The sequence below is a fragment of the Vibrio mediterranei genome (assembly GCF_013364395.1).
GTDB lineage: Bacteria > Pseudomonadota > Gammaproteobacteria > Enterobacterales > Vibrionaceae > Vibrio > Vibrio mediterranei.
Window position 1 is genome coordinate 864,167 of the sequence record NZ_JABXGK010000008.1, and the last position, 26,528, is coordinate 890,694.

Below are 26,528 nucleotides of genomic sequence, written 5' to 3' on the forward strand. Positions count from 1 at the left end.
TGACTAATTGATAAATAAATATCTTGTTCGAAAAAACTGAAGAACATTATCAAAGAGTGATTATCGTTAAAGTGTCAATTTAGGTAAATACTGTATCTCAAAGGTTGTATGGTTGTTAAGATACTAAATGAGATGCAATATCAAATAACGGAATTGGTAATGACTGGAAACGAAGTAAAAAACTATAACCCTATGGCGAGAGCACTGCATTGGCTTTCTGCGATTGTGATTATAGGAATGTTTGCCGTTGGGTTATGGATGGTTGACTTAACCTACTACAGCGAGTGGTACAAAACAGCTCCTCATTGGCATAAGTCGATAGGTATTCTCTTAGCTGGTTTGACGGTTTTTCGTCTTCTTTGGAAAAGTGTCACTGCCACGCCAAAAATTGAAGGCCACGCTATTGAACAATTAGGTGCAAAAGTTGGCCACTTACTGATGTATCTAGCTCTGGTCGTTATATTCGTCAGTGGCTATTTAATCTCTACCTCAGATGGTAGGGGCATAGAAGTATTTGATTGGTTCACTGTACCTGGTGCAGGTGAGTTGTTTGCTAACCAATCTGACATAGCGGGCGAAGTTCACTTTTATGCTGCTTGGTTCGTTATTATTGCCGCCGCTGGACATGCACTAGCCGCGTTAAAACATCACTTTATTAACAAAGATAATACTCTTCGAAAAATGTTAGGAGTTTCGAAATGAAAAAGACACTAATCGCTACAGGAATGGCAGTGGCAATGATGTTGCCGCTAGGTGCAAATGCTGCAGACTATGTAATTGATACGAAGGGTGCACACGCCTCTATTAACTTTAAAGTGAGTCACCTTGGTTATAGTTTTATTAAAGGTCGATTCAACAACTTTTCAGGCGAGTTCAGCTATGATCCAGCAAACATTGACGCATCAGCGGTAGAAGTCGTTGTTGATACTACAAGCTTAGATTCAAACCATGCTGAGCGTGACAAACACATCCGTAGTTCAGACTTCATCGATGCAAGCAAGTTCTCTGAAGCAACGTTCAAAAGTACTGGTGTAAAAGACAAGGGTGACGGCAAACTTGACGTGATGGGCGACCTAACACTTCACGGTGTGACACAACCAATCACGATTGAAGCAGAGTTTATCGGAGCAGGACAAGACCCTTGGGGTGGCGAGCGTGCAGGCTTTAATGGTACTACCCGTTTAGAATTGGCTGACTTCAAGATTCCAGTCATGGGCGATTCAAGCTATGTTGACATGGAACTTCACGTAGAAGGCGTGAAGAAATAACCATTTCTTATCAGCATACTAATTTGATTTTTCAAGCCCCTTTTTAAAGGGGCTTTTTTGTGAACCAAACTAAATCAAAAATACTGATAACTATCGTCAGATTTCCTTTTCTCTTAAGTTGCGAATCATTTACTAATATTTCGTTAACTGCTTTCTATAAATAACTAATTTTCTTCAACTACATTAGAAAAATCTTTGTATCTAACATTCGCCTCGTTCTCAGCAATGAGCACACCAGTTACCAACGGAACGGCTCGGTAATTGGCGAAATGATTGGTCTACGGTGAGTGGCTGATGTTTCGATAGGGCGAAGGGATAGTCGCCAAATAATAAATCCTATTTTCCTTATTGATACGAAGAAATTTAATTATGAAAAAGACACTAATGGCGTTAACTCTAACATCTATTTTTTCGACATGTGTAGCTGCAAGTGGTAATACAAGCACTGATCATGGAAATGTAGTTATTGATGAACGTCAATTTACGGTTATGACAAGCACAGATGGCGACGACTACTTATTCGTTGACGGAAATCCAATGGGCAAAATTACACAAGATTTTGATCCCAAAACAGGAAAGGCTGTTTTAGAAGGAAAAAACGGAGAGGAAATTCAGTTAGCACTAGACAAGCACGAAAATGTTAGTGTTCTTGTAACAGAAAAAGGTGGTGATCAACATAGAGGCACGATTATTGTTGCTAACGATGACCATGGCTCTAATGACGTAATGCAAGATACTGTTCGTGCCGTCGAAGTTGTAGACAAGGTTCGCGATGGCTTGGATGTAGCTATCAATAGCAACCAGAAAGTAGTGATTGACGACGTTGAGTATGCTGGTCAAGACCTTCGTGATGTAGCTAATGCGCTAGCTAATATGACTGATAGAGAGAAGCTCGAGTTTTCCAAAAAGTATCTCGCCAATGTAAAAGAAGTTACTCTTGAAGACGACAAGATACATAATAATGAATCTAACAAAGTGATAGAAGAGGACTCTCGTAATAAAGAAATTTCAGATGAAGTAAATCGCAGAATTTCGGTATCTGAGAAGAAAGCAATTGAACAGGCTACGATCGCATACGGCTCTCTTGATGAGAAGATTAACAACAACACCGCACGAATCGACAACCTAGAGCAAGACATGAAAGCAATGGGCAACAAAATGTTAGACCTAGAAGACCGCATGGATGGTGTTGTCGCAACGTCTCATGCAGTTACTAACGCACGTCCAATGGTTCAAGATGCAGGTGAGTTTGCGATGGGTGTAGGTATTGGTGCTGCGGGTTCTAAACAAGCTCTTGCTCTTGGTGGTGCATATCAATTTAACGCAAACTGGTCGTCATCAGTGACTGTGAACTACGAAACAGCAGGTAAGCGTTCTAATTCTCAAGTATCTGCTGGCGCAGGTGTTCAGTACCGTTTTAAATAATAATAACTAAGTCTTTACGAATAAGATTGCCCCGGTTTTTACACCGGGGCTTTTTTCGGCCAAACGACTTATTTCCTAGCCAAAAACTTTTGTGTCGAACTATGCAGTTTCAAGCTCACGTTCAACAATATTCAGGCGCTCACCATAGATTGGGCGAACTGCTTTCATAACTTCTGCTCTCGACAGCACACCTACTAAGACGCCATTCTCAAGAACCGGTAGCACATGTGGCTTACTAACCTTCATCGCTTTAGCGCGTTCTTCAAGTGATAGAGTAGAGAAACTCGTAGCGATGCCCATAGAGCTCACCGGGTATAGCTGCTCTTTGTCGATACAAAGAAACTCAGCCACATCAACCAATTTTTCGGTAGCATTGATGGCGACGACATCACGGCTCATTAAGTCCACTACTTTCTGACCTTGCTCCGGAATGTAGTCTTGACACCAAAGGTCGACCATTACGTCGTGGACAGATAAGAAACCAACCAAACGTCCTTCAATATCGGTGACTGGTGCACTTGTTAAGTTGTGGTCTAGAAGCGTATCAAGTGCAACAGCAGTAGGCATTTCAACACTAAGCGTTACCGGTTGAGTGTTCATGATGTCTTTTACGATGATGTTGTTGTTCATTTGCGTCTCCTTTACTGACGTTAGCGCAGTAGTTGTTGTGATTGCAGTGACATTTGCTGCTTTTAGTTGTGGTCTTCGGTAGATGCTCCAATTGGCAAGTCCTACCAAAACCGCGCCACCGATGATGTTACCTAGCGTGACTGGTATTAGGTTATTAGTGAGAAAGTGCATTGGGGTTAGGTCGCTAAACTGTGCAGCGGTTGTACCCGTTGCCGCCCAAAACTCGCTGCCCGCAAAGTTCTGAATAACGATTCCAAGTGGCACCATAAACATGTTTGCTACGCAGTGTTCAAAACCGCTGCTAACGAACATAGCGACAGGTAAGACGGTCATTGCAGCTTTCGTCATAGCGTTCGCTGAACTAAAGGTTAGCCATATCGCTAAGCAAACAAGTAGGTTACAAAGCACACCTAATGCAAAAGCTTGTACCCACGTATGATGAAGCTTATGTTGAGCGATATTCAGTGCGTTAAGGCCCCACTGACCGTTGTCCATTTGGTAAAGCCCGGCTGCTGACACAATCAACAGCAAGAACATTGCGCCGATAAAGTTGCCGACATAGACCTTCCCCCAAATTGACAGCATTTTTCTGAAACTGATTTGCTTATTTGCCCACGAGATGCTTGAGAGAACAGAGCTGGTGAATAACTCACCGCCGCAAATAACAATTAAAATCAGACCCATACTGAATGCGAGTCCACCCGCTAATCGGCTTAGTCCCCATCCTGCATCTGCACTTCCAGTCGTAACTGTGATGTAGAAAAGGAATGCAAGCCCAATGAAGGCCCCGGCCATGATGGCCAGACTCATCGTCATCCCACTGGTTTTCTTCGCTTTACTTAAGGCAAACTTTTCAGCTTCTGCCATCATTTCAAGTGGCGAAAAGAGCAGATGATTGTCGGAGCTAGCTGATGCCATTAATGACTCCTTACTCTTGTCGTATTGGATGTTTCGCGCATTTCATAACTCCTTAATCAAAGTGCGAGAACAAGGCCCCTTGCCGTGTTCGAATCTAGATTAAGGGGTAGAGTACCTAGTGGTAAAATTGATAATTTTTAAAATCTAAATCAGAAATATTGATAACTAATCTGCACAAGGTAGAATAAGGGCTGTTGTCCATAACGTACTGTTTTTAAGTGAGAGATTGACAGGTTAATGAGATTCTTGGTGGTGAAATAATAATCACAAAAAATCCACCTGACGGGCAGCATAAGGGAAACTGATGATGTCCGGTCGACGCCTGAGAATTGATTGCGGCATTCAATTTGGATTTAGTAGTGGAAGGAAAGCAGATGCGATATTCATTAAAGCAGTTAGCAGTATTTGATGCAGTAGCCGATACAGGAAGTGTCAGTCAAGCTGCTGAAAAGCTGTCTTTAACCCAATCAGCCACTAGCATGTCGTTAGCGCAATTAGAGAAAATGCTTGGCCGCCCTTTATTTGAACGTCAGGGGAAGCAGATGGCGTTGTCCCATTGGGGAGTCTGGCTGCGTCCAAAAGCGAAACGCTTGTTACAAGACGCCCAGCAAATTGAGATGGGGTTTTACGAACAGCATCTATTGAGTGGCGAATTAAAGCTTGGTGCGAGTCAAACACCAGCAGAACACTTAGTCCCTGATCTTATTAGTGCAATCGACAACGACTTCCCAGAAATGAGAATTACGTTGGGAGTGCAGAGTACAGACTCAGTTATCGAAGGTGTTTTGGATTACAAATACGACCTTGGCATTATTGAAGGTCGTTGCGACGATAATCGAGTTCACCAAGAAGTTTGGTGTCGAGACCACTTGACAGTGGTGGCATCTGCCCATCACCCTTTTGCAAAAAGAGATAGAGTGAGTCTCGCTCAACTGGAGCAAGCGCGCTGGGTATTGCGCGAACATGGTTCCGGTACTCGTAAAATCTTTGATAGCTCCATCCACCATCTCATTGCAGACTTAGATGTCTGGCGCGAATACGAGCACGTACCCGTGCTTCGTAGCATGGTCGCAAATAGCCAATACCTAACTTGCTTACCATATCTTGATGTAGAGCGCTTTATTGAAGCTGGTCAGTTGGTTGCGTTGAACGTTCCCGAACTAGAAATGGAACGCACACTGTCATTCATCTGGCGTGCTGATATGGCCGAGAACCCTTTAGCTGAATGTGCAAAGAGAGAGGGGCTACGAATGATGAAAGGTCGCCCTTCAGTTTTGTAGTGACGAGTATCACATAACTAATGTACGCAATGTAATGTAAATAATCTTAACGTGATCGTAATCACGTCAATGTTCAGTGTATTTGTTAACCTAGCATAATCAATCATTTTGCTAGGTTAACCTTTTATGAGTCCACTAATCGCTATTTCAATTACCACAGGTATTCTCTCTGGCATCTGGGGATGGACAGCGATGTCGTTAGGTTTGTTATCGTGGGCCGGGTTCCTAGGGTGTACAAGTTACTTTGCATCACCGAAAGATGGTGTAAAAGGTTTAGCACAAAGCTTACTAACCAATATGTCTGGTGTCGTTTGGGCTTTAGTGATCATTCATGGCTCTTCACTGGTCAACCTAGAGATCGTTGGCTATTTAATGACAGCTTTAGTTTCATTCTTTATGTGTTTTCAAGCAAAACGTGATTGGTTAGGTTACATTCCAGGTACGTTTATTGGTGCTTGCGCAACTTTTGCAGCCAATGGTGACTGGCAAATCGTTGTACCGTCTTTAGTGCTTGGTGGACTGTTTGGCTATTCAATGAAAGCCAGTGGACTTTGGTTACATCAACAGCTTTCCGTCAAAACGACTCAAGAGTTAGTAAAAGACTGAATTTCAAAATTAAAGCCTGGTATCAAAACAATTGATATCAGGCTTTTCATTAAGTATTACCGTTCGCCATAGTCACAACTCGTTTCAAGATCCACCTTATCAATAGAGGGATGCTGTCTGGTCCTCTTTCTTCACATTCTGCCACAATCGCCAGTGCGAGGTCGGGTTTTGCAAACTTTTTGAGTACACGGGTGACCACCTTTTTTGGTGGTATTGGGTGGTCATGAGGAATTTTGATGAGATCCCTAAAGAAATCTTCAAAACCATGTGTATATAGATAGTGCTCAATATCTCTATCGGGTAATTCGGTTAAATGATGGCGCGGATGGTCGCCATGTAATTGATGAATAACAGTAGTTGCGTATTTCTTCCCGGCAGCATCACCGTCCGTAACAACATGCCAGTCAATACCAAATGCTTGAGCGACTTTGATCAAAGACTTAAGACCTGATTGTGCAAATTCAATGATTTGAACGCCTTCAGCGGATAGGTTATAGCCCGAAAGATTAGCGAGCTCATTGAACAGCCATACCTCAGTCTCGCCTTCAACCAGCAACCAACAACGGGCAAAAAGTGCGCGGGAACGATGAAATCGGATATGAAAACCAACCCGTCGCAAGTCATCTTTAGTTAGGTTGTTAGGAGAAATACTTGTCGTAACAGTTTTATCAGACTGTCTGACGAGTCGGCGGATAGATTCCAGTGGGACTGCGCCGAGTAAGTCACTACTGTTCGTTGTGAGGATCTTTTGCATAGGAAGCATTTGCAATAAGCTCCACGCGCGGGAGAGGTGAGTTGGGTGTAAACGACCTTCAGGATCTTCAATGATGAGTATTGGACGTGCGCAACGTCTGAGTTCAGTTGGACCTTTTGCCTGTAGATAAGCATTGAGCAACCCCAATAGCAGCAACCGCGTTTGATGGTTCTTCGTTTCATCGATCACTTGGGAGAGATTTTGCTCATTTGAAGGCCGCGAGAAGAATACCCCATCGCGATTGCCATTTTTGGAAAGTCCTCGTGAGTGGCTTTTAAATGAAAAATAGTGCTCTACCAACACCTTCATCGAGTTGAGGCTACTTTTCATTTCTCCTTTATTCACATGGCCAGGTATCGCCATTAATCGACGCACTGTGTTATTAATTCGCTTTTCAGAGCGTGAGTTATGACCATTAGTAGCAATCTCATGGTGGTAGAATCTACGCGAGTCTCTAAGTCGTATAACAGGGTGAAGTGTCATCAACTCTTGCGCTAATTTCTCTGAATGGTGTAACCGTAGCGGAGAACCATTTACATCAAGAAAGGCATAGTGCTGAGTGACATCATAGCCTTCTAATGTAGCGCTGATTCGATAATAGAAACGTTCTACTCCATTACTGTCTTGCTGCCAGATAGGTTTGAGCTTGCGATAACGGCCTGAGTGAGTTTCGTTTCTTTCAGTGGCTACAAAGGAGAGAATAATCTGTAGGTGCCTCGTTTGGGGATGTGAGGCGGCGTAATCGACGTGGAAATCTTTCATTTCGAACTGATACAGTTCGCCGTCAGCAGGAAGTACAACACACAAGGCATCAAGTAAAGAAGATTTACCCCATGTATTTTCACCAATCAACGTGGTTAGGTCATTGAGCGCGAGAGAGAGGCGCTTAATACCGCGAAAACCGGATATATCAATGCGTTCTAACTTCATCCAATTCTCCTTAAGTTGTAGTTAGTACGTAGAATCGAAAATACTAACTATCTCAATCAATTATAAGAGGGTTTTCGAGAATGAGCTGTAATCAAGCTCATATTAATTTCAAATATCCCTAGAGAATTTATGTGATGTATATCAAACACAGACCTGTATAATGTGCTCTGCATTTCAAGAACTTCATTGGAATGTCACATAAAGCGGTCTAACATCAGAGGGGAGATAACAGAGAAACGCTATGAAGAAAAACAATAAACCTCTCAAACTAACGATTGCTCATATCAATGATACTCACTCATACTTTGAACCAACGTCTCTTCCATTAACCATCGTCCATAACGAAACTGTATATCAACCATTTGTTAGCGCTGGCGGCTTTGCACGCATTGCAACTCGAGTTGAACAGCTGAGAGCACAGGCGGATGATGAGGCATTCTTGCTGTTACATGCAGGTGATTGTTTTCAAGGGACGCTGTACTTCTCTTTATTTAAGGGCGAAGCAAACGCTGAATTACTCAATGAACTTAGACCAGATGCGATGGCACTGGGTAATCATGAACTTGATATGGGTAATGAACCTGTCGGGAAGTTCATTAGAGAAATAGAGTTTCCGTTATTGGCGGGTAACTGGAACCTCTCTAGAGAGGGGGACAAAGAGTTTCCGCTAAATGGGCATCCGAATCTATACCAATATGATGTGGAGCAAAAAACTGCACAATGGATAGTGAAGAGTGTTGGGAACGAACAAGTGGCCATCTTTGGTTTGTCTATCGACAAAATGGCTGACATCGCGAACCCGGACTGTGATACAAGCTTTGAGTCTTCGCTAGAGGTTGCGCGAGCGACTATCGTCGCCATTAAACAACGTGGTATCAATAAAATCATTATCTTAAGCCATATGGGCTATGAGACCGACCTTGAAATAGCGGGCCAATTGGAAGGTGTTGGGCTTATTATCGGCGGACATAGCCATGTGTTACAGGGTGACTTTTCTCAACTAGGATTGGCTTCCAAAGATCACTATGGCGTTAATGTGAATGGCACATATGTGGTTCAAGCGGGTTACCATGCGATGATGATGGGCCATTGTGAAATTGAGTTTGATAGTGATGGTTCAGTGGTGAGCTTTTACGGCAAAAACGAACTGTTAGTCGGACGCCGAGTGTTTATGGATGTAGACGGTGAGGTATCATCCATTCCTTATGAAGCGATTCGAGATAGAGTTCAATCGCATCCGAACGTCCAGGTTTGTCGCAAACATCCGTCAATCAAACAGATAATGAATGATAAGTACCGTCCTAGAGTAAAGGCATTACAAGAGCAAAAAGTGACGACTCTGAATCATACTCTTCGACATATTAGGCTCCCAGATGAACAGGGCGGTAGTGAGATTGCTCCTCTCGTTGCTGCGTCATTTTTGCACACCATGAAAGCGCTTGGTCATCAGGTTGACTTTGCTATTCACAATGCGGGTGGCGTACGCAATTCCCTTAATCGCGGCGCTATTTCGGTGGCGGACATTGCCGGAAAATTATTGCCTTTTGCCGTGCCGATAGGCATCTATAAGATAAAAGGGAAGTACATTCCACGTATCATCGAAGGCGCAATCGACAACGCAATAGGTAATGGTGTTATAGGAACGGGTTCAGGCAGTTATCCATATACGTCGCAACTTGAGTTTCATTATGACAAAGACAAACCTAAAGGGGCTCGAGTTACAGATATTAAGATTGCTAACCAGCCAATCGAGTTGAACAAAATATATACTGGCAGTTCAAGCGCTTACACCATGAAAGGAAAAGAGGGCTACGACGCCATATTAAATATGGAAGGGACAGGTACCGTTACAAATTGGTCTATGGCTGATTGTTTTATAAAGCTTTTATCGGATAGACCGTATGTAGTGAATAGAATAAACCGAGAAAACAAAGACTCGGTTCCAAAATAATGGAACGTAAATTGCTTTTATTGAACTGATCTTGACGGTTGCAGTCTATCGAAACAGATTGCGCCACATTCACTGGAGGAACCATGTGGAACAGAGATTGGATTGATACGCTTGTGGTACTGAGTTGGATAGGCGCATGGTCGCTACTAGTCTACTTTATACCAGGAGGGGCAATTTAGCCCACACTGCACTTTAGCCAGCTCAAACGAGCTGGCTTCTTTTTTATGATATTTTTTATCTTAGATGATGATAAGAAAGGGGTTGGCCGAGAACCGCTTAATCTCGGCCGTTCCAGACGCGCAAGCAAAGGCGTTCCGTAAACAAAACTAAGAGCCAAGGCTTGCGTCGTCAAGAGAAATCGCACGTGATCCTCTATAATTATCGAAAAAAACTGGTTTAGTTTTACTATGTGCGGTCGACTTAACATTATCGATGATCCATTTAGCCAATTTGTATCACGTCAACTTGGCGTTGCTTTTTATGCCGCGCCCAATCTAGACATTCGGCCGAGCGAACGGCTTCAATGCATTGTTGCGTCTCCCGAACAAGAATTATTTCAGTTTCCACTTGGTTGGGGGCTCCGAACAAGCTGGAGTAGTAAGTTGATTATTAATGCTCAAGCTGAAACGGTATCTATTAAACCGACTTTTCAACAAGCTTTTGCTTTACATAGGGTCGTTGTACCATGCTTTGGTTGGTATGAATGGAGTCAAGAAACCTCGTCCACTGAAAACAAAACCAAGTATTTGTTTTATGCAGCAGATAAGTCGCCTTTGTATATGGCAGCTATTGGTTATCCGGAGTCGACGCGGGTTATCACACTCACAACTGCACCGACACAGGAGTATCTACGCTATCATCACCGTATGCCAGCGCTGCTTGCGGCTGAATCGGTTTCAGATTGGCTTAATTGCAATGCTCTAGAAGCGGAGGCTTTGTTGAAAAGTGGATTAATACGTAATGCTTGGACTTGCCGGCCCGCATAAAAAGCTAAGTGAAAACAACATCACTTGTGATTCATCGAGAAGGAAGTAAAATCTTTCAGACTTTCAAATACAAAGGGTAAACTTGGTATGATGCTCATCGCTTATAAACTGGTGAAATTAGCGATTATTACTGCTGTGTTTTTGACAATTTTTGATCTGGTCGCTTACGGTGAAATAACGTGGTTCAGCCGTTGGTTTGGACTTTAAGCAAGAAACTATTACGTATAAAAAAGCCTCATCTAGTGAGGCTTTTTTCGAATTCTGTTTGTACTAAGCGTTAGAGCTTACAACACGCTTTTCTTGTTGCATCTTGATTAGGAAGTAAACGTTGACGCAAGCTATAAAGCCGTTGGTGATAACAACTGGCATAGAATCAATAGCCAGTCCATAAGCTGTAAATAATGCACAGCCGATAAAGTTCAACACTCGTAGCTTTACGATATCCTTCATCGTTAATGAGATAGCCACCATAATTGATGCTGCATAACCCAATAACTCAACCATATTAATGTCCATAATGTGCTCCTCTAAATCTTGCCAGTGAGTCTGGTACCTATTCTTCTCATCATGAGATTTACGAGGAAGCTCCTTGCCTCGAACGGTGTTGCTAATTCGGGTGCACTATATCAGCCAGAGTTCTGTGATGGAAGCCTCACTTTTGTGTTCGGAGAGGGTTAGCGATTACGCAAACGTTTTTTCTCCTGACCTTAGTTACGAAGAACGGTTTTTGTTGAGTAAAATGTTAAAAAAAAGCCCGCTTTAAAAGCGGGCTTATAAATCGGGTTAGGCGATTACTTCTTACCTTGAACCATTTGCTTGTCTTCTTCAGTCAGTTCACGAATGCGACGGCTGATATCACGACGAGCTTTTGAAATCTCAGCGCTCTTGATGATGTGATCATCAACACGGTCTTCGTAGTCTGCTTTCATGTTTTTGATGATGGTGACGATTTCATCGTGAGTCATTTCAGGCTTGATGTAGTCCATCAAGTTTTCTAGCAAGTCTACACGTTTACGGTTATCACGAACTTTTTTCTCGTTATCTAGAAGCTCGCGTTTTAGTTTGTTCTTACGACGTGCTTGTGCAACGATCTCGAATACGCTACTCATAAGTCCTTTCCTAAATTATTGTCAAAATCTAGCTTGATTAAAGCATAACAAAACTCGTTATAACAGCCCTTAGATCAATACTGACGGTCTATTGCTCATAATGTCATCACTCAAGAAAGAAACAATTGAGTTAATAGCTCACTTAGCGCTATGATTTCCGAACCCAATGTTTGTCAATGTTAAGAAAACCATGTTACCTCACTCAAAAACACTTCCTGAATTCAAAAGTGACATAGTGATCAATCAAGAGGAACCTCAAGTTTCGCCGTCAAAGAAACTGAAGGGGGCTTATATCAACGAGCGCTCTCGACTGGAAGTGACGGAAGTTGAGCTCAACCGTAGTAAGGTTGTGATGGTCGACCAAAATGGCAATTTTATTAGGGTTCCGTTTCTTTCTGAACACTAGGTACGTATGCTTACTTCTGTAAGGTTTAAAGCGAATAAAAGGATATAACAATGAATATAGAACTTTCCTTGGTCGAGGCTCGTGTTATCGGATGCCTTATCGAAAAAGAAGTGACAACGCCCGATCACTATCCCCTTACGTTGAATAGTCTAACAACAGCATGTAATCAAAAAAGCAATCGTGACCCAGTGTTATCTTTGTCAGAAGCCGAAGTTCAAGATGCAGCTCAAGCATTGATTTCTCGCCGTTTAGTGAGTGATGAAAGTGGCTTTAATAGCCGTGTATCGAAATTTCAACATAGGTTCTGCAACACGGAATTTGGTGACTTAAAACTGAGCGCTCAGGAAAAAGGTATTGTATGTTGCTTGTTGTTGAGAGGCGCTCAAACTCCAGGCGAATTACGTACCAGAACTAACCGTCTATGTGAGTTCACGGATGTTAAAGAGGTAGAAGCTGTTTTAGATGCGATGAGCAGTCGTGAAGGCGGCGCTCTTGTCGTTAAACTCCCAAGAGAGGCGGGTAAACGCGAGTCTCGATACATGCACCTATTTAGTGGCGAAATCGACATTGAGGAGTTTGCACAGCAATCTGCTGGTCCTATTTCCGTCTCCACTCCGACGACCGAGCGTATTGAAGCTCTAGAGCAAGAAGTTGAATCTTTAAAGTCTGAGCTTAGTGAGCTCAAAGCGCTGGTCAATTCACTTATGTAATGCGAGAAAGGGTAGCAATCATCGCTACCCTTGTTTTTTTGGCGTATTTTGAAATTAAGTCATGGAAGTTGAAAACGAAGAGCCATCTTGGTTTGTTTACCTTGTTAGAACGTCTCATTCGGCGTTGTATTGCGGTATTACTAATGATTTACAGCGGCGCTTTAAACAACACCAAGAAGGTAAAGGAGCCAAAGCGCTGCGTGGTAAAGGGCCTTTACAGCTTGTGTGGAGTCAATCCGAAATAAACAAAAGTGAAGCTCTGAAAACAGAAATAGCTATCAAGAAGCTCAGGAAAGCGCAGAAAGAACATCTAGTAAAGCAGGCTGTCCGTTTCGAGCGAAAATAACTGTAGTAAGATGACTGGCTGAACACATAGATGTTGTATACACTTGTTCTATAACAGAATAATGATAAGCAACACATGAACAGAATCTATTCAACTTTGCTAGCTTCCATAATCATTCCATTCGCCACTCAGTCGGCAGCGAGTGAAATATTGCCGGGCTATTGGGATTACCAAGAATATCTCCGTGCCCATCCTGTTCAAGAACAGCTTACCAATGAACTTTCCGAGGTTGTTAGGCGACAGCCAACACCACTCTCTGTCGAGCAGAATAAACCAGTGACAATATCGGTGGTTTACCCCGGTCAACAGGTGTCTGATTATTGGGTTAGGAACATCAAAGCCTTCGAGACACGTATGGAAGAACTTGGTATTAACTACGAGCTTAACCAAGTTTTTACTCGACCTAATATTGATTTGCGACAGCAAAGTGTTTCGCTGATGGAAGCGGTAAAAAACAAGTCCGGTTATTTGATTTTTACACTAGATACGACACGTCATCGTAAGTTCATTGAACACGTAATTCATTCAACTGACACCAAGCTCATCTTGCAGAATATCACGACTCCAGTGAGAGCATGGGATGAAAACCCTCCGTTTCTTTATGTTGGTTTTGACCACGTGATTGGCAGTCATCTACTCTCAGATTACTTTAAACAGCGCTTTGAAAATAACCATTCCTATTCTGTCTTGTATTTTTCAGAAGGTTACGTTAGCGATGCACGTGGCGGTACATTTATCCAAGACATGGAAGACTCGGGTAACTATCAACTCGCTTCATCCTATTACACAAAAGCGAACAAAGAGAGTGGCTACAAGGCGGCATTGAGTAGCTTGCAACAGAACCCAGACATTAGCTTTATTTATGCTTGCTCAACGGATGTAGCTCTAGGCGCAGTTGATGCTCTAGAGCAGCTTAAACGCAATGATATCGTTATTAATGGTTGGGGAGGAGGGTCTGCTGAACTTGATGCGATCGCTAATAATAAGCTTGATGTAACCGTTATGAGAATGAATGACGACACTGGTGTTGCAATGGCTGAAGCTATTAAGTGGGACCTTGAAGGAAAGCCCGTACCAACGGTTTATTCCGGTGATTTTGAACTAGTTACCAGTAAAGATTCGCAATCAAGGATCGATGAATTGAAAAAGAAAGCATTTAGATATTCTGATAAAAGCTGATGCCACTAACGAACTTCAATAAACATAAAACACTCGCGACGCTTATTACTCGTACGGTTGTATGGGTAGTGACGATCTTTACTGTAGGGGTGTTGATTCAAAGTTGGCATTTAAGCCGAGATATCGTGCAAGAAGAAGTGCAACGAACCTCGCGCCAAACGAGTAGTTTAATACATAACTTCTTCGAATATCGCCTCGCTTCGTTACAAATTTTGCAAGACAGTAATGCCAAAAGTGATACGGTTGAGAGTTTTTTCAACAATCATGATTCTCGCTCGTTAGACTATTTTTTTCTCCGAGAAGACAACCTTGAGCCAATCCATTCTCCAGACTTTCGATTTATCAGTCATTTAAGTGATGTGATTTGGGATGATGGCAATGCTCTTTTCTATGGTTTGGAGTCTTCTAGTTTAAATGAGCTGTTTCACAAAGTAGACATCCACAGTAATTGGAATGCACTGGTTACTGACTCTCAGTTAGGACTTAAGCACACTTTGATTCGACGTACGCCAATTATCCAAAGCGAGTCGGGGGAAGTCCTTGGGTTCCTATTTGTTGGCGTTGTTCTAGATGACAATGCAGGTTTGTTAGCTAGCTTGTTGCGTGGCAGCAATAGTGATGATGTTATTCTGCGTTTTGGTAATAAATTTATTGCGTCGACCATTTCACCTGATGATAACTATACGCTTAAATCAATTTCTGATTTGATTTATAGCGGAGAAACAGATTTAAATCGTTTATTGATCACTGAAACAAACTTAACTGTCGGGACGAAACAAGATGTCTTGACTATCTTTTCAGTACAGCGAAACCCTAGTGTTCTTGCACTACGTAATAGCTATTTATTTTGGATTTTTCTTTCGCTTGTCGTCATAACCACCATATCTTTTTTAACTAGGCGCTGGCTAAATAGAAAAGTAACTCAAGAGTTGTCTGAGCTGATGGTTTACACCAAAGTCGCTGTAAATAAAGAGCGGGTTCAGAGGTTTGCTGGTTCAAGTATCCATGAGTTCAATCATATTGGTAACACGTTAAGCAATACTTTTGAACGCTTGTCAGAGCAAGAAAAACTGTTCCAAGATCTATTCAATTTTTCTCTTTCCCCAATCATTGTCTGGACTGAGAAAGCCACTATTCTCCAAATTAACCCGGCAGCGAAAAAATCATTAGAGCTGTTTGAAGAATTAAATCAGTCAAACAGCGAGAGCTTTGTTCTATTTGTAAACGAGATGACGCCACTTGTTATGAAGGCGAGTATGGGAGCGACGTTAACAGGTATTGATGTCCCTATTGGAGAAAAAGTTTTTAGGTGGAGTTTATCCGCGATTCAGACTAGGGATGACAGTACGTTGGTGCTATCACAGGGCCAAGACATTACTAAATTGGTCGAGGCAGAAAAGCAAAGTATTAAAGCTCGTAAAGAAGCCGAATGGTCAGCTAAAGCTAGAACTGACTTTTTAGCGAAAATGAGTCATGAAATTCGTACACCATTAAATGGAATCTTAGGTATTTCACAGCTCCTTAAGCAAGGAGGTGATGATGGTAAATATCAAGAACAAATTGAAGTGCTTTGTAACAGTGGTGAACACCTACTGGCAGTGTTGAACGATATTTTAGATTTCTCCAAAATTGAGAATGGTAGCTTTAAGCTTGAAAAACATAACTTCAAGTTCAAAGAAGTGATTACTGCGATTGAGGGTATATATAAGCCTCTTTGCGATCATAAAAATATTGAGCTCGTTATCCAAAATGGTTTAAATGAAAATACAGCCTTAAATACAGATCAGGTTCGCCTCAATCAGATTTTGTTCAATCTAGTTAGTAACGCGATAAAGTTCACCCACAAAGGCCACGTTAAGGTAAGTTTTGCGCTTAAAACCACAGATTCGAGTAAAACCAATTGGTTAACTATTCATGTCGAAGACACCGGTATTGGTATCCTTAGTAATCAAATTCAACAGGTTTTTGACCCATTTGTTCAGTCGGAAGCGACGTTGACACGTGAGTATGGTGGTAGTGGTCTTGGGTTAGCCATTGTTAAAAACTTAGTGACTATTTTTGATGGTCAAATCAATGTAAGTAGTGAGGTAGGTCGCGGGACTCGATTCGAAGTTAGGTTACCCGTAGAAACAGCAATCGGGCAAGCTGAACAAAGTGTTGAAGAAACGGTTATCGATTTCAATTTGTTTTCTGAAGTAGTAAATGTGCTGCTGGTAGAAGACAACCATACCAACGCCTTTATTGCCAAAGCCTTCTGTGAAAAGTACGGTATGAATGTGATTTGGGCTAAAGACGGGCAGGAAGCGCTAGAGATTCTGAGTACGATGTCGTTTGAGTTGATCTTAATGGACAACCAATTACCTTCCGTATCAGGTATTGAAGTGACTAAACGAATTCGGAATACGATTAATCAAAAAGTTCCTATCTACGCTTGTACCGCAGACAATTTAGATTCAACCCGACAAGCCTTCTTTGCTGCTGGCGCAGATTTTGTCATTGTGAAACCGATTAAAGAGAAATCTCTGTACGAAGCATTACGACACTTCAAACAATATCATTATCACCTAGGAGCAAACCAGGCGGTAGAGAAGTAATTAAGGCAGGGAAGCGCAATTCGCTTCCCTGTTTTTAGTCGTCGGTATGGACTAACGAGCGAGCTTGTGATGGGCATTGGAGAAGTGGCCAGCACAAAATGCACCAACAATCGACAGCTCACCAGCCAAACAAAGGCTTGCTGCAACTTCCGCCAAGGCTTGGGAGTTACCGGATCCATGCAAACCTAGTAAATCTAAGCAGGCTTTTTGACTTGGTAAGCCTGTGCCGCCCCCAACCGTACCAACCATTAGGTTTGGTAAGGTTACGCTAGCATACAACTCGCCCGCATCAGTCACTTCCATACGCGTCATGCCAATAGCAGACTCTGCAACGCATGCGGCATCTTGCCCACAAGCGATATAGAGTGCTGCTAACGCATTGGCGTAATGTGCGTTGATACCGATAGTACCACTGAGGGCTCCGCCAACCGTGGTCATCTGACCAAACTGCGCCATTTTTGTTGGGGTAGTGTGAAGGTATTTTTCGACTAAGCTTGCTGGAATAAGAACTTCAGCGGTGACTTTCTTGCCTCTAACGCTACGTAGGGTTTGAGAGTTGGCTTTTTTATCACCGGATAAGTTACCGTCGAGAAACGCATAATCAGGCTCAATAGGGGTATGCATCATGATGTAATCAAATACAACGTTGGTTGCTATGGTCACCATGTTTTGACCTGAAGCGTCTCCTGTCAAATACTCGAATACCAGATAAACATGATTACCTTCAATATTGACGTTGATATCGCTTAACTTTCCGTGTGATGTTGTAGATTCAGCTAATTGTTTAAAGTGGTCAAACTGTGTTACTAACCAAGCCACAAACTTTCCGGCTTCAATTAACGACTTGAAGGCGAAACCAGGGGTGCGCGTTACGCCCTCATTAAGCAACATAGCGCTAGCACCGCCGCAAGCAGTAATAAGATTAGCACCTCGGTTGTAAGAAGCGACAAGAGCGGCTTCTGTTGTTGCCAACGGGACTTGATAGTCGCCCTGTGCAAATAACCCATTGACCCGTAGAGGACCTGCTGTACCAACAGGCATTTTTAGAGTGCCTATAAAAAACTCGATATTTTTGGCATAGGCATCCATTTGGGATTCGGTATGAGCATCGAGTAATTGTGACTTGGCTTCAGAGTTATCAAGAATTCCCCAGCGGTAGTCAACATTACGAGCAGTTAGATAAGGGCTACGATTCACTTTTTGAGAAGGTGTGTGTTGCTTAGGCGATAACTTAGCATCGAACTCAGTCAAAGTGAGATCTTTATCAATACTAGTGAGGTAATCACGTTTATGAAGGTTAACTTTTGGCATGCGGATCTTAGTAAAACAGTTTGGAAGGGGATTCTACCCACCTAACACTCAGATACAAGGAGTTCCAGTGCGGTTATGTGACATCTTATTACTTTGCCACGTGAATCCAATGGGTTACTGAAAGAAAATGCAATACTTTGAAACAATACAACGGTTGGTATTTACTGGAATAGTTGTGTCAGAGCGCTGACTTCTTCGTCACTAAGTAGACTCGCAGCACTTGGGGAAAGTTGGTTGGAAATTTCACCTTGTAACGCTTTTAATTGCTGAGGAGATAGCAATTTGAGTTGTTCTCTTAACTGTTCAAACTGTTGCGTCGACATTCTATGACCTTTATTTAAATTGTTGAGTAAAGCAGTCTGAGTTCCGTTCATCTTCACATCGTAATATGGTGCTGATGCTTAATCTATCGTTGAACTGATGAGAATTTGTCCGAGTATTGTAAGGAACAGTTAATTGAACTGTAAGAATAGTCAGGTTGCTTTCACTTACAATAAATAGAAGCAACCTGAATGGCGGGGGCCAGCGAGGCCTAAACCTGTTTGGTGCCCTCATTATGTGGTTGTGTCAGGGCGTCAGTTAACACGTGGAATTCGGGCAACATTCGATAAATTAAGTGTAATTGTTGCAAGACCATACGAGCCGAACGATCATCTTCATCACGCCATTCTATTAATCGTCGGTGTATATCAAACTGATCAACGGTAGTTACGTTATTTTCATTCCCCATACCTTCAAGTTGATTTTCTAGTAATTCGATATGATGGTTTATGGTCCTATGTGCCTCCAAGACGAGAAGGTGGATTGACTCGTCTTCGAGTCGTTGCCTATGCGCGCCCAAAGCCGATACATAACTGAGAAGCGCATGACTTAGCGTTAAGAAGCGAAAGCTCTTATCGGTGTCCACTTGATAACGTCCTGGTTCCGCCAACATATTTGAAATCGCAGTCGAAAGATTAGCATCGGCATTATGAGCATCGCGTCTGGCGATACGATAATTCAGGTCATCTTTTTTACCCAGACGATATTGACCGATAATCTGCATTAGATATCTTCGATTTGTCCTCAGCGAATTCGCCATAATCTTGTGCATACGTTTCGACTCCCAATCCGGGAGAATAAAGTAGACGGCACTTACTGCTAGAGCACAGCCAATAAGTGTATCCATCAGACGTGGCAATACCACGGCGTAACCTTCACCAAGCTGATGAAAACAAAGCAGCACAAGAACTGTGATAAAGCCGGTAGCGTATCCGTAATTGTTGATTCTAAATGCAAAGAACATCACGCCAGACAGGACAATCAGGAACAGTTGGCTCTCAGGAGAAGGGAACAGAGTAAGTAAAGGGACGCCGACAAATAACCCAACAAGTGTACCTGCAATTCGCGCTGAGAGCTTTTGACGTGTTGCGCTGTAGTTTGGCTGGCACACAAAGAGTGTCGTCAGCAAGATCCAATAGCCTCGATCGAGATTGAAGCCTTGAATAATGCCATAGCCAATAGTCAGCGCTATTGATAGGCGAACGGCATGTCGAAACAGTATCGACTCTTTCGACATACTTGCTTTGATTCGATTCCACATCGCTGTGAACGTATGTGGGTTGGTGTCGTCCAGTATCCCGTCTTCTAAAACGTTACTATCCGGATTACTGACGTTACTAAGTAGCTTTTCTACAGTAGCCAAGTTATTAAACAGATAATTTAGCTGAACTAATAAAGGCGACCATTCAGGATTATTTTGTTGCTCCAGATACTCAATTGAATCTTGTAATTCGACTAACGCTTTAATCGAGTCGTTGCTGTGAGAGTATTTTTTCCCCAACTTAAGTGCAAAGGCGATCTCTTTACAGGCTTTAGCTTGCATTTCCAATACATGCTTGAAACGAAACAGGACATCAGAATGCGAAAATTGGGTCGCCAACTCTTGATAGCGATAGTGACTTGAGCGTACGCGCTCATGAATGTCTTGCGCGATAAAGTAAACCTGTAAAAAGCGATCACTTGGTCCATCGACGTGACCACGTCGAGAGCGGTTCAATAACGTCGATTTGCAAGCATTGAGCGCGAAGACGGTACATGCATTAAGGCTAGCTTCTTTTAAGCGATGCGGTTGTGGAATCAGGTTTAACGTAGGGTGGAATAAGTTTCTTTTAGCATCTAGATACAAACTCAATTCATTAAACACATTAGAGAGACTTTGCTGAACAGGTTGCATTGGCCAGAAACTATTCCAAATAATAGAAACTAAGTAATACCAACTCGCACCACCTAGTAGTAACAAAGGCTGGAACCAAATGTTCGTGCTTTCATGCGCTCCGAGCATAGTATAGATGGCGAGTAACAATGAGCCGAATGCGATACTAGAGTAACGAGGGCCGATGGCTCCGAGAATAATAAACAGGAACGTTGAACAAAAAAGCCCAATCGCGAACAACCAAGGTATGTTAAATAGAATCTCTATAGAAAATGCGGCAATGGCAAAGCAAATGAGGGTAAGGGTGATGGCTTTAATGCGCCCGAAGAAATTGTCGTCAGTTTCGGCAAGCGCAGCAGCGATGACGCCGAGAATTAATGGCGTAACCCATGTGTGTTGCTCGAAATACCAAGCTGGAATCACAACGCCTAATAGCGCTATGAGCATTAACACACTGTAGTTAAACGTTTTATTGGCCCATTGAAGGCGAAGTTGACCAAGAATGCTCACAATAGAATGCTGTATCTGATAAAACCGTTATTCTAGCAGAAACTACTGTGGCTTATAAATGACTGTTTTCTAGGAAGAACGAGTAACATTCGCTCTTCCTAATAGCAAAAGGTGAGGAATTAACGCTTGTTCTTTAGGTAACGTTTACGGCGTTCTTCTTTACGTTTAGCTTTCTCTTCTGCTTTACGTGTAGCTTCGATTTCCACTTGAACGAGCTCTTCAGTAATCATTTCAGGTAATTCAAGAGTGACTTGACCTAAAGTACCGTTTCGCAATTCGTGAAGTAGAATCTCGGAAGCTTTGTGAAGGTTAACACGACCACCAGATTGTAAAGCACCGCGTTTACGACCAATTAGCTCCATAAGTTCCAAATCAGATTCAGGAAGTTCTTCGTCGATCTGATAACGTTCTTTCAGACGTTCTGGATACTGAGCCGCCATATATTCCACGGTGTAGAACGCCACTTCATCGTATTCAATAGCGGTATCTTTTACTGCGCCAGTAGCCGCCAATCTAAAACCACTATGGGGGTTTTCGACTTTTGGCCATAAAATCCCCGGAGTATCAGAAAGCACGATACCGTTTTGCAAGTTGATTCTTTGTTGACGACGAGTAACCGCTGGTTGGTTGCCGGTCACAGCGATGGTTCTACCTGCAAGAGTGTTGATGATAGTTGACTTACCAACATTTGGGATTCCCATGATCATCGTGCGAATGTTTTTACCAATCTCTTCGCGGTGTGGCGCGAGCTTTCGACAAAGTTCAAGAATTTTATGCACTTCTTGAGAATTAGATGTGGTGATGGCCATTGCCTTAACACCTTGCTCTTTCTCTAGGTGCTCGATCCAAAGTTCCGTCTTTTCTGGATCCGCCAAATCACGTTTGTTCAACACCTTGACGACAGGTTTGTCGCCACGGAGCTGAGAAATCATAGGGTTTTCACTACTAAATGGAATACGTGCGTCAAGCACTTCAATAATGACATCTATTTGTGGGATGACTTCTTCGATTTCTTTGCGAGCCTTGTGCATGTGGCCTGGAAACCATTGGATAGACATGAGTGAAAACCTATATTTTGAAATTTGTGCACATTGTAGGAGGTTCAACGAGATAGTAAAGCCCTGCATACAAGTGCCGAGCGAAGTTTTTGTCGCAAAATACTTGAATAATAGGTGGAGCAAGCGCTTATATCGACTACTCTTTTTGGCCGAACTCGGTACGCAGCCATTGTCTTAGCGTAATAACACTTTCGTATTTCAAACTCTTTGGAGAACACGCAAAGTAGAACGCTTGATAAGGATTTGGGATGGGGGAACCAAGTTCAACTAGCAGTCCTTGTTCCACTTCATCTTTGATAAACAAACGGTGAGTGACAAGTATGCCTAAGCCTCTGATGGTGGCATGTATAGCTTGTACAGAAGCATTAAAAATCAGGTGATTATGGTATCTAGGGAGTGTTAAAGCGTTGGCATTACACCATGTATCCCAATCATATTTCCGTCTATCGTTAGTAACCAAAATGCTAGGATAATCCCCTAGCACAGCGTCGAGTGATATAGCTGCGTGTTTATCGAGTAGGTTAGGGCTACACACTAACACCAATTCATCGTCACCCAGTTTTTCACAATAATAATCTTGCCATTCGTCTGTTTTACCGTGAATCAAGGCGATATCGACGCCTTCTCTCTCAAGGTTAAAACTGCCAATTAAGTTTGAAATACGGATATCCAGATTTGGAGCAAAATGTTGGAGATTGGTTACTCTCGGGATCCACCAGTGAAGAGCCAATGAGTTAACCATGTTTACAGTAAGCCTATTTGTCACGGTTTTGTTAAGCAATGCTTCATTAGCTTCAACAATTTTCTCTAGAGCAGGCGCAACTTTTTTATAGTAAAGGCGGCCTTGTTGATTTAACTCTATGCGCCGTCCAATTCGAAGAAACAGCTTAGTATCGAGTCGTTCTTCTAATGATTTAATTGACTGACTTACAGCTGAGTGACTTACAAATAGCTTTTGTGCCGCTTCGGACATGCTTCCTGTTTCGGCTACGGCTACGAATGTATAGATGGATTTGAGTGCAAGGTATTTTTTCATTTATCACTCTATGTAAGTAAAACTTACATAATCATTAATAATTACTCAGTATTTTTCAGTGATCGCGATCACTATAATTTAGCCCAAAAGACACATTTCGCGAGCACGATACATGATTAAAATTTCACTAACCCATACTCCTGTTTTCTATATGTTATCGTCGACACTTAGCTTATCTGTCACTGGGTTATTAACTAAATTCTTGTCTGAAAGCCTTGATGTGACCACATTGGCGTTCTTACGATTTGCGCTTCCTGCTTTGTTCATATTTTCGATACTGATTTTCACTAAGATAAGAACACCTAATTTGGCCATGGCCAAGTTACTCGTCGTAAGAGCATTGTGTATTGGAGCCTGTCAACTGTGCTTTATTTATGCATTGAACAAACTCTCACTGGTGGAAAGTGCAGTGCTATTTGGAACAGGGCCTGTCTTTATCGCAGTTTTGGAAAAGATACTCTTCAATATTAAGCTCCATTGGTCGACTATCGTAGCATTGTTTATGACGTTTATAGGAGTGGTAACGTTGGCCTGTGATGGTAGTGGGTTTGTTGTCAAACCTGAACTTTTAGTCGGTCTTCTGGCGGGTTTCTTTAATGCTGGCTCTCAACTCAGCCTATATAAAGCGTCAAAAACGGAAATGTCAGGTTTAGAAACTAATGCTTGGACATTTGGTATTGCGAGTTTAATTCTACTACCGATTGTGACGTTTTCTCACTGGACTTCTCCTGTGAGTATTTTCAGCGACAATGCTGTAAATACTGGGGTTCTTTTGGCTTTAGCGATTATGGCACTATTGATTATCAATACGCAGGTTTCGCGACACAAAGCCTATTCAACTGCTGATAGCAATTCCCAATTAGCACCTTTAATCTATAGCAATCTGGCTTTCACAGCGTTATGGCAATTCCTTGTGTTTGATGTTGATTTCAGTCACACACAGTTACTTGGTTTAATGCTCATTGTAATTACCAGTGTTCTAACAACGGTATTTCCGCCTCGAAAGGTCATTATTTCTCATAAAGAAAAGTCTTCCGTCGCAGGTTAGCTAAATTGAATTGCAGATTGAAAATAGATCTAATGGAAAGTGTAACCATTTGAAATATAATAAATAAATATATGGCATGAGTTTTGTAGACATCTGATTGAGTATTCATAAGCAGGGAACAGCAGATGAAAAAACAGATGTTACCACAAGGCACAAAACGACTGGTGGCTTCCTTAGCCCTGAGCGGACTATTGTTTAGTACGTCTAGCAACGCCGCGCCGTTTGATACGTGCCCAAGCAAAGCTTATCTTTTCCAATCTAATCCAGTTCAAGTTTATGGTGTCAACCTTGTTACGGGCTCGACTAGTCTATTGCAAAGTGATACTGGTATGAATGTGAACATTAACGGTGTCGGTTTCGACTTTGACAACCGTTATATCTATGGATATGACACTAGCAATAAGCGAATCGTTCGTTTAGGGAGCGACTTCCAAGCGGAAGTCGTGAATACATCGGGTTTACCAACTGACCACACTTTTTATGTCGGTGATGTCTACGAAAGTGTTTATTACCTTTATAGAACAGGAAAAGGACTGTTTACTATCGATCTTTCACCGCTCGCGAGTGATAGTAGTGCGGTTTTACCGGTTAATCGAGTGACGACGCGTGCGGTAGTAAGTCTCACTGACTTCGCTTTCCATCCAAGCGACGGCAAGCTCTATGGCGTAGATAACGGCTCGGGTGCTTTATATTCGTTTAACGCTAGCACAGGTCAGGAAACTTATATTGGTGATACTGGCGAAACGGGTACGTTTGGTGCAGGGTACTTCGATGTAGATGGCTACTATTATGTGTCGAGAAATCAAGATGGTCAGATCTATCGCATTGACCTTTCACCGGGTAATGCCGCAAACATTGCTGCGGGCATAGTTCCGGCTGTCAAATTTGCCGATGGTCCAAATTCGAACCAAAACGATGGCGCTCGATGTGCGAATGCACCAGTGATAGATGAGGACTCTAACATTGATTTTGGAGATGCTCCGGAAAGTTACTCAACAAAACTTGCTGACAATGGCCCACGACATGAGCTCGACGGTAGTACATGGTTGGGAAGTGGGGAACCAGATGGTGAACAAGATGGACGTTACAACAATTTAGCGGATGATGAAGTAGGCACTGATGATGAAAACGGTGTGGGATTTGTTACTGCGGTCGAACCTGGGCTTGATAGTATTGTTAGGGTTAATGCTTCCACCTCTGGGTATCTGTCTGCATGGATAGATTGGAACCAAGATGGTGACTTTGCGGATGCGGGGGAGCAGATTTTTACCGACGAATCGCTATCTGCGGGAAACAACGATCTAGTTTTTACAGCTGATATTGATGCAACAGTGGGTACAACTTGGAGTCGTTTCCGCTTTAGTCAACAAACAGGGTTAAATTATTTTGGTGGTTCAACCAGTGGTGAAGTCGAGGATCATGCTCTTACGGTTACAGGAGATGGCATCACCGTTCGCTATTATCCCAATGCCACCGGTTACGCCACTGTTGCGTTTGAGGATAACTGGCCTTATACCGCCGACTATGACATGAACGATGTCGTTGTGCGTTACCGCGTCACGGAAATTCTCAAAAACGACCAAGTAGTTAAATCTAAGATTGATGGTTACTTAGGGGCAGTGGGTGCATCTTACCATAATGGCTTTGCTATCCGACTCAAAGGTGTCAATCGTGACGATATTGATAGCGCTACCACTCGTCAAATCCAAAACGGCGAGACATTGGCTTCAAGTGGATTAGAACTGATTTCTAATGAAGCGATTATTATCATCACTAACGATACGTCGACATTTAAAGTAGACGGTTGCGATTTCCATAGGACTTTGTCTTCATGTGCTGAGCAAGAGGATGTACAACTCAACTTTACGGTTCACGTTAACTACAATAGCGGCACTACTACTGGGTTAATGGCTATGCCGTACGACCCTTTCATTTTCGCTACAGACAATACGTATCATGGAGATGGGTTTACTGAACCAGGGCGTAAATGGGAAGTGCACCTACCTAACTACGAACCAACTGAGCAATTTGATGCAGATATGTTCGCTGGCTTAGGCGTCGATGTAAGCAACTCAAATACTGGCGTGTACTTTAAGACAGCAGAGAATCTGCCTTGGGCGCTATTAATAAATGACGAGTGGGAGTGGCCACTAGAGTATATCGATTTGGTGGTTGCGTATCCTCAATTTGCTACTTACGCAGAGTCATCTGGAGAGAATGCTCAAAACTGGTTTGAATCGCAATATGCTACGCCCGGCAAATGTTACGTTCCTTAGGAG

General features: G+C 42.6%; 23 protein-coding genes. 14 read left to right on the plus strand and 9 right to left on the minus strand.

All coding sequences use genetic code 11. The features are described from left to right. Positions 1-159 precede the first annotated feature (159 nt). From HOP38_RS20985 to HOP38_RS20995, 3 genes are all read left to right on the plus strand, one after another. Positions 160-702 carry a cytochrome b gene (locus HOP38_RS20985; protein WP_198558898.1) on the plus strand — a complete coding sequence of 181 codons (543 nt, stop codon included), beginning with the start codon at positions 160-162 and terminating at the stop codon, positions 700-702. Further along, on the plus strand, positions 699-1,268 hold the full coding sequence (locus tag HOP38_RS20990; protein WP_006072812.1) for a YceI family protein: 570 nt from the start codon (positions 699-701) through the stop codon (positions 1,266-1,268). The genes HOP38_RS20985 and HOP38_RS20990 overlap by 4 nt, the downstream gene beginning before the upstream one ends. A gap of 369 nt (positions 1,269-1,637) precedes the next feature. After that, complete coding sequence (locus HOP38_RS20995; protein WP_198558899.1) at positions 1,638-2,693, plus strand: YadA C-terminal domain-containing protein; 1,056 nt, start codon at positions 1,638-1,640, stop codon at positions 2,691-2,693. A 99-nt stretch (positions 2,694-2,792) separates the two neighbouring features. On the opposite strand, the gene focA is transcribed toward HOP38_RS20995, so the two are convergent. Further along, a complete protein-coding gene (gene focA / locus HOP38_RS21000) occupies positions 2,793-4,241 on the minus strand; it encodes a formate transporter FocA (protein WP_198558900.1) in 1,449 nt (482 codons plus the stop codon). 374 nt (positions 4,242-4,615) lie between these two features. On the opposite strand from focA, the gene HOP38_RS21005 reads away from it, so the two are divergent. Both HOP38_RS21005 and HOP38_RS21010 read left to right on the plus strand, forming a co-directional pair. Then, on the plus strand, positions 4,616-5,521 hold the full coding sequence (locus HOP38_RS21005; RefSeq protein WP_006072809.1) for a LysR substrate-binding domain-containing protein: 906 nt from the start codon (positions 4,616-4,618) through the stop codon (positions 5,519-5,521). A gap of 126 nt (positions 5,522-5,647) precedes the next feature. After that, positions 5,648-6,127, plus strand: a complete 480-nt coding sequence (locus HOP38_RS21010; protein WP_006072808.1) for a DUF1097 domain-containing protein — start codon at positions 5,648-5,650, stop codon at positions 6,125-6,127. Positions 6,128-6,176: 49 nt separating this feature from the next. Here HOP38_RS21010 and HOP38_RS21015 read toward each other — a convergent pair whose 3' ends face one another. Then, entirely contained in the window at positions 6,177-7,811 is a 1,635-nt protein-coding gene (locus HOP38_RS21015; RefSeq protein ID WP_006072807.1) for an ATP-dependent endonuclease, read from the minus strand. 241 nt (positions 7,812-8,052) lie between these two features. Here HOP38_RS21015 and HOP38_RS21020 point away from each other — a divergent pair, with 241 nt between their 5' ends. Both HOP38_RS21020 and HOP38_RS21025 read left to right on the plus strand, forming a co-directional pair. After that, positions 8,053-9,762, plus strand: a complete 1,710-nt coding sequence (locus HOP38_RS21020) for a bifunctional metallophosphatase/5'-nucleotidase (RefSeq protein ID WP_198558901.1) — start codon at positions 8,053-8,055, stop codon at positions 9,760-9,762. A 407-nt stretch (positions 9,763-10,169) separates the two neighbouring features. Continuing rightward, complete coding sequence (locus tag HOP38_RS21025; protein ID WP_006072805.1) at positions 10,170-10,748, plus strand: SOS response-associated peptidase; 579 nt, start codon at positions 10,170-10,172, stop codon at positions 10,746-10,748. A 270-nt stretch (positions 10,749-11,018) separates the two neighbouring features. Here HOP38_RS21025 and HOP38_RS21030 read toward each other — a convergent pair whose 3' ends face one another. Next, positions 11,019-11,264, minus strand: coding sequence for a YgjV family protein (locus HOP38_RS21030; RefSeq protein ID WP_006072803.1), 246 nt, complete (start codon positions 11,262-11,264; stop codon positions 11,019-11,021). Positions 11,265-11,539: 275 nt separating this feature from the next. Next, positions 11,540-11,857 (minus strand): DUF496 family protein, encoded by a 318-nt coding sequence (locus HOP38_RS21035; RefSeq protein WP_006072802.1) that lies wholly within the window; start codon positions 11,855-11,857, stop codon positions 11,540-11,542. Positions 11,858-12,047: 190 nt separating this feature from the next. On the opposite strand from HOP38_RS21035, the gene HOP38_RS21040 reads away from it, so the two are divergent. The 5 genes from HOP38_RS21040 (at position 12,048) to luxQ (ending at position 17,092) form a co-directional block, all read left to right on the plus strand. Further along, a complete protein-coding gene (locus HOP38_RS21040) occupies positions 12,048-12,263 on the plus strand; it encodes a hypothetical protein (RefSeq protein ID WP_050798634.1) in 216 nt (71 codons plus the stop codon). Between the two features lie 50 nt (positions 12,264-12,313). Then, complete coding sequence (locus HOP38_RS21045) at positions 12,314-12,973, plus strand: YceH family protein (RefSeq protein ID WP_198558902.1); 660 nt, start codon at positions 12,314-12,316, stop codon at positions 12,971-12,973. 61 nt (positions 12,974-13,034) lie between these two features. Beyond that, entirely contained in the window at positions 13,035-13,319 is a 285-nt protein-coding gene (locus tag HOP38_RS21050) for a GIY-YIG nuclease family protein (protein ID WP_031494328.1), read from the plus strand. Between the two features lie 75 nt (positions 13,320-13,394). After that, a complete protein-coding gene (locus HOP38_RS21055; RefSeq protein WP_006072798.1) occupies positions 13,395-14,498 on the plus strand; it encodes an autoinducer 2-binding periplasmic protein LuxP in 1,104 nt (367 codons plus the stop codon). Further along, entirely contained in the window at positions 14,498-17,092 is a 2,595-nt protein-coding gene (gene luxQ / locus HOP38_RS21060) for a quorum-sensing autoinducer 2 sensor kinase/phosphatase LuxQ (RefSeq protein WP_124942062.1), read from the plus strand. Before HOP38_RS21055 ends, luxQ begins: the two co-directional genes overlap by 1 nt. Before the next feature lie 51 nt (positions 17,093-17,143). Here luxQ and HOP38_RS21065 read toward each other — a convergent pair whose 3' ends face one another. The 5 genes from HOP38_RS21065 to HOP38_RS21085 form a co-directional block, all read right to left on the minus strand. Beyond that, positions 17,144-18,403: a hydroxymethylglutaryl-CoA reductase gene (locus HOP38_RS21065; protein ID WP_198558903.1), complete on the minus strand. Its 1,260-nt coding sequence runs from the start codon at positions 18,401-18,403 to the stop codon at positions 17,144-17,146. Positions 18,404-18,564: 161 nt separating this feature from the next. Further along, positions 18,565-18,726 carry a hypothetical protein gene (locus HOP38_RS21070; RefSeq protein ID WP_006072794.1) on the minus strand — a complete coding sequence of 54 codons (162 nt, stop codon included), beginning with the start codon at positions 18,724-18,726 and terminating at the stop codon, positions 18,565-18,567. A 209-nt stretch (positions 18,727-18,935) separates the two neighbouring features. Continuing rightward, positions 18,936-21,107 (minus strand): YccS family putative transporter, encoded by a 2,172-nt coding sequence (gene yccS / locus HOP38_RS21075; RefSeq protein WP_198558904.1) that lies wholly within the window; start codon positions 21,105-21,107, stop codon positions 18,936-18,938. A 119-nt stretch (positions 21,108-21,226) separates the two neighbouring features. After that, a complete protein-coding gene (ylqF, locus tag HOP38_RS21080) occupies positions 21,227-22,165 on the minus strand; it encodes a ribosome biogenesis GTPase YlqF (protein ID WP_006072791.1) in 939 nt (312 codons plus the stop codon). A 136-nt stretch (positions 22,166-22,301) separates the two neighbouring features. Next, positions 22,302-23,201 carry a LysR substrate-binding domain-containing protein gene (locus tag HOP38_RS21085; RefSeq protein ID WP_198558905.1) on the minus strand — a complete coding sequence of 300 codons (900 nt, stop codon included), beginning with the start codon at positions 23,199-23,201 and terminating at the stop codon, positions 22,302-22,304. A gap of 112 nt (positions 23,202-23,313) precedes the next feature. Here HOP38_RS21085 and HOP38_RS21090 point away from each other — a divergent pair, with 112 nt between their 5' ends. Then, positions 23,314-24,249: a DMT family transporter gene (locus HOP38_RS21090; protein WP_198558906.1), complete on the plus strand. Its 936-nt coding sequence runs from the start codon at positions 23,314-23,316 to the stop codon at positions 24,247-24,249. Positions 24,250-24,374: 125 nt separating this feature from the next. Further along, positions 24,375-26,525, plus strand: coding sequence for an LruC domain-containing protein (locus HOP38_RS21095; RefSeq protein WP_240205349.1), 2,151 nt, complete (start codon positions 24,375-24,377; stop codon positions 26,523-26,525). Positions 26,526-26,528: the final 3 nt, after the last annotated feature.

Excerpts from the sequence above, each read along its gene's own strand:
- HOP38_RS21045 (WP_198558902.1), top strand. The coding sequence starts at position 12,314 with ATGAATATAGAACTTTCCTTGGTCGAGGCTCGTGTTATCGGATGCCTT.
- HOP38_RS21035 (WP_006072802.1), bottom strand. The coding sequence starts at position 11,857 with ATGAGTAGCGTATTCGAGATCGTTGCACAAGCACGTCGTAAGAACAAA.
- HOP38_RS21070 (WP_006072794.1), bottom strand. The coding sequence starts at position 18,726 with ATGTCGACGCAACAGTTTGAACAGTTAAGAGAACAACTCAAATTGCTA.
- HOP38_RS21065 (WP_198558903.1), bottom strand. The coding sequence starts at position 18,403 with ATGCCAAAAGTTAACCTTCATAAACGTGATTACCTCACTAGTATTGAT.
- HOP38_RS21050 (WP_031494328.1), top strand. The coding sequence starts at position 13,035 with ATGGAAGTTGAAAACGAAGAGCCATCTTGGTTTGTTTACCTTGTTAGA.
- HOP38_RS21085 (WP_198558905.1), bottom strand. The coding sequence starts at position 23,201 with ATGAAAAAATACCTTGCACTCAAATCCATCTATACATTCGTAGCCGTA.
- HOP38_RS21015 (WP_006072807.1), bottom strand. The coding sequence starts at position 7,811 with ATGAAGTTAGAACGCATTGATATATCCGGTTTTCGCGGTATTAAGCGC.
- HOP38_RS21030 (WP_006072803.1), bottom strand. The coding sequence starts at position 11,264 with ATGGACATTAATATGGTTGAGTTATTGGGTTATGCAGCATCAATTATG.
- HOP38_RS21090 (WP_198558906.1), top strand. The coding sequence starts at position 23,314 with ATGATTAAAATTTCACTAACCCATACTCCTGTTTTCTATATGTTATCG.
- HOP38_RS21005 (WP_006072809.1), top strand. The coding sequence starts at position 4,616 with ATGCGATATTCATTAAAGCAGTTAGCAGTATTTGATGCAGTAGCCGAT.
- HOP38_RS21095 (WP_240205349.1), top strand. The coding sequence starts at position 24,375 with ATGAAAAAACAGATGTTACCACAAGGCACAAAACGACTGGTGGCTTCC.
- HOP38_RS20990 (WP_006072812.1), top strand. The coding sequence starts at position 699 with ATGAAAAAGACACTAATCGCTACAGGAATGGCAGTGGCAATGATGTTG.
- HOP38_RS21010 (WP_006072808.1), top strand. The coding sequence starts at position 5,648 with ATGAGTCCACTAATCGCTATTTCAATTACCACAGGTATTCTCTCTGGC.
- HOP38_RS21025 (WP_006072805.1), top strand. The coding sequence starts at position 10,170 with ATGTGCGGTCGACTTAACATTATCGATGATCCATTTAGCCAATTTGTA.
- HOP38_RS21040 (WP_050798634.1), top strand. The coding sequence starts at position 12,048 with ATGTTACCTCACTCAAAAACACTTCCTGAATTCAAAAGTGACATAGTG.
- HOP38_RS20995 (WP_198558899.1), top strand. The coding sequence starts at position 1,638 with ATGAAAAAGACACTAATGGCGTTAACTCTAACATCTATTTTTTCGACA.
- HOP38_RS20985 (WP_198558898.1), top strand. The coding sequence starts at position 160 with ATGACTGGAAACGAAGTAAAAAACTATAACCCTATGGCGAGAGCACTG.
- focA (WP_198558900.1), bottom strand. The coding sequence starts at position 4,241 with ATGGCATCAGCTAGCTCCGACAATCATCTGCTCTTTTCGCCACTTGAA.
- HOP38_RS21020 (WP_198558901.1), top strand. The coding sequence starts at position 8,053 with ATGAAGAAAAACAATAAACCTCTCAAACTAACGATTGCTCATATCAAT.
- HOP38_RS21055 (WP_006072798.1), top strand. The coding sequence starts at position 13,395 with ATGAACAGAATCTATTCAACTTTGCTAGCTTCCATAATCATTCCATTC.
- ylqF (WP_006072791.1), bottom strand. The coding sequence starts at position 22,165 with ATGTCTATCCAATGGTTTCCAGGCCACATGCACAAGGCTCGCAAAGAA.
- luxQ (WP_124942062.1), top strand. The coding sequence starts at position 14,498 with ATGCCACTAACGAACTTCAATAAACATAAAACACTCGCGACGCTTATT.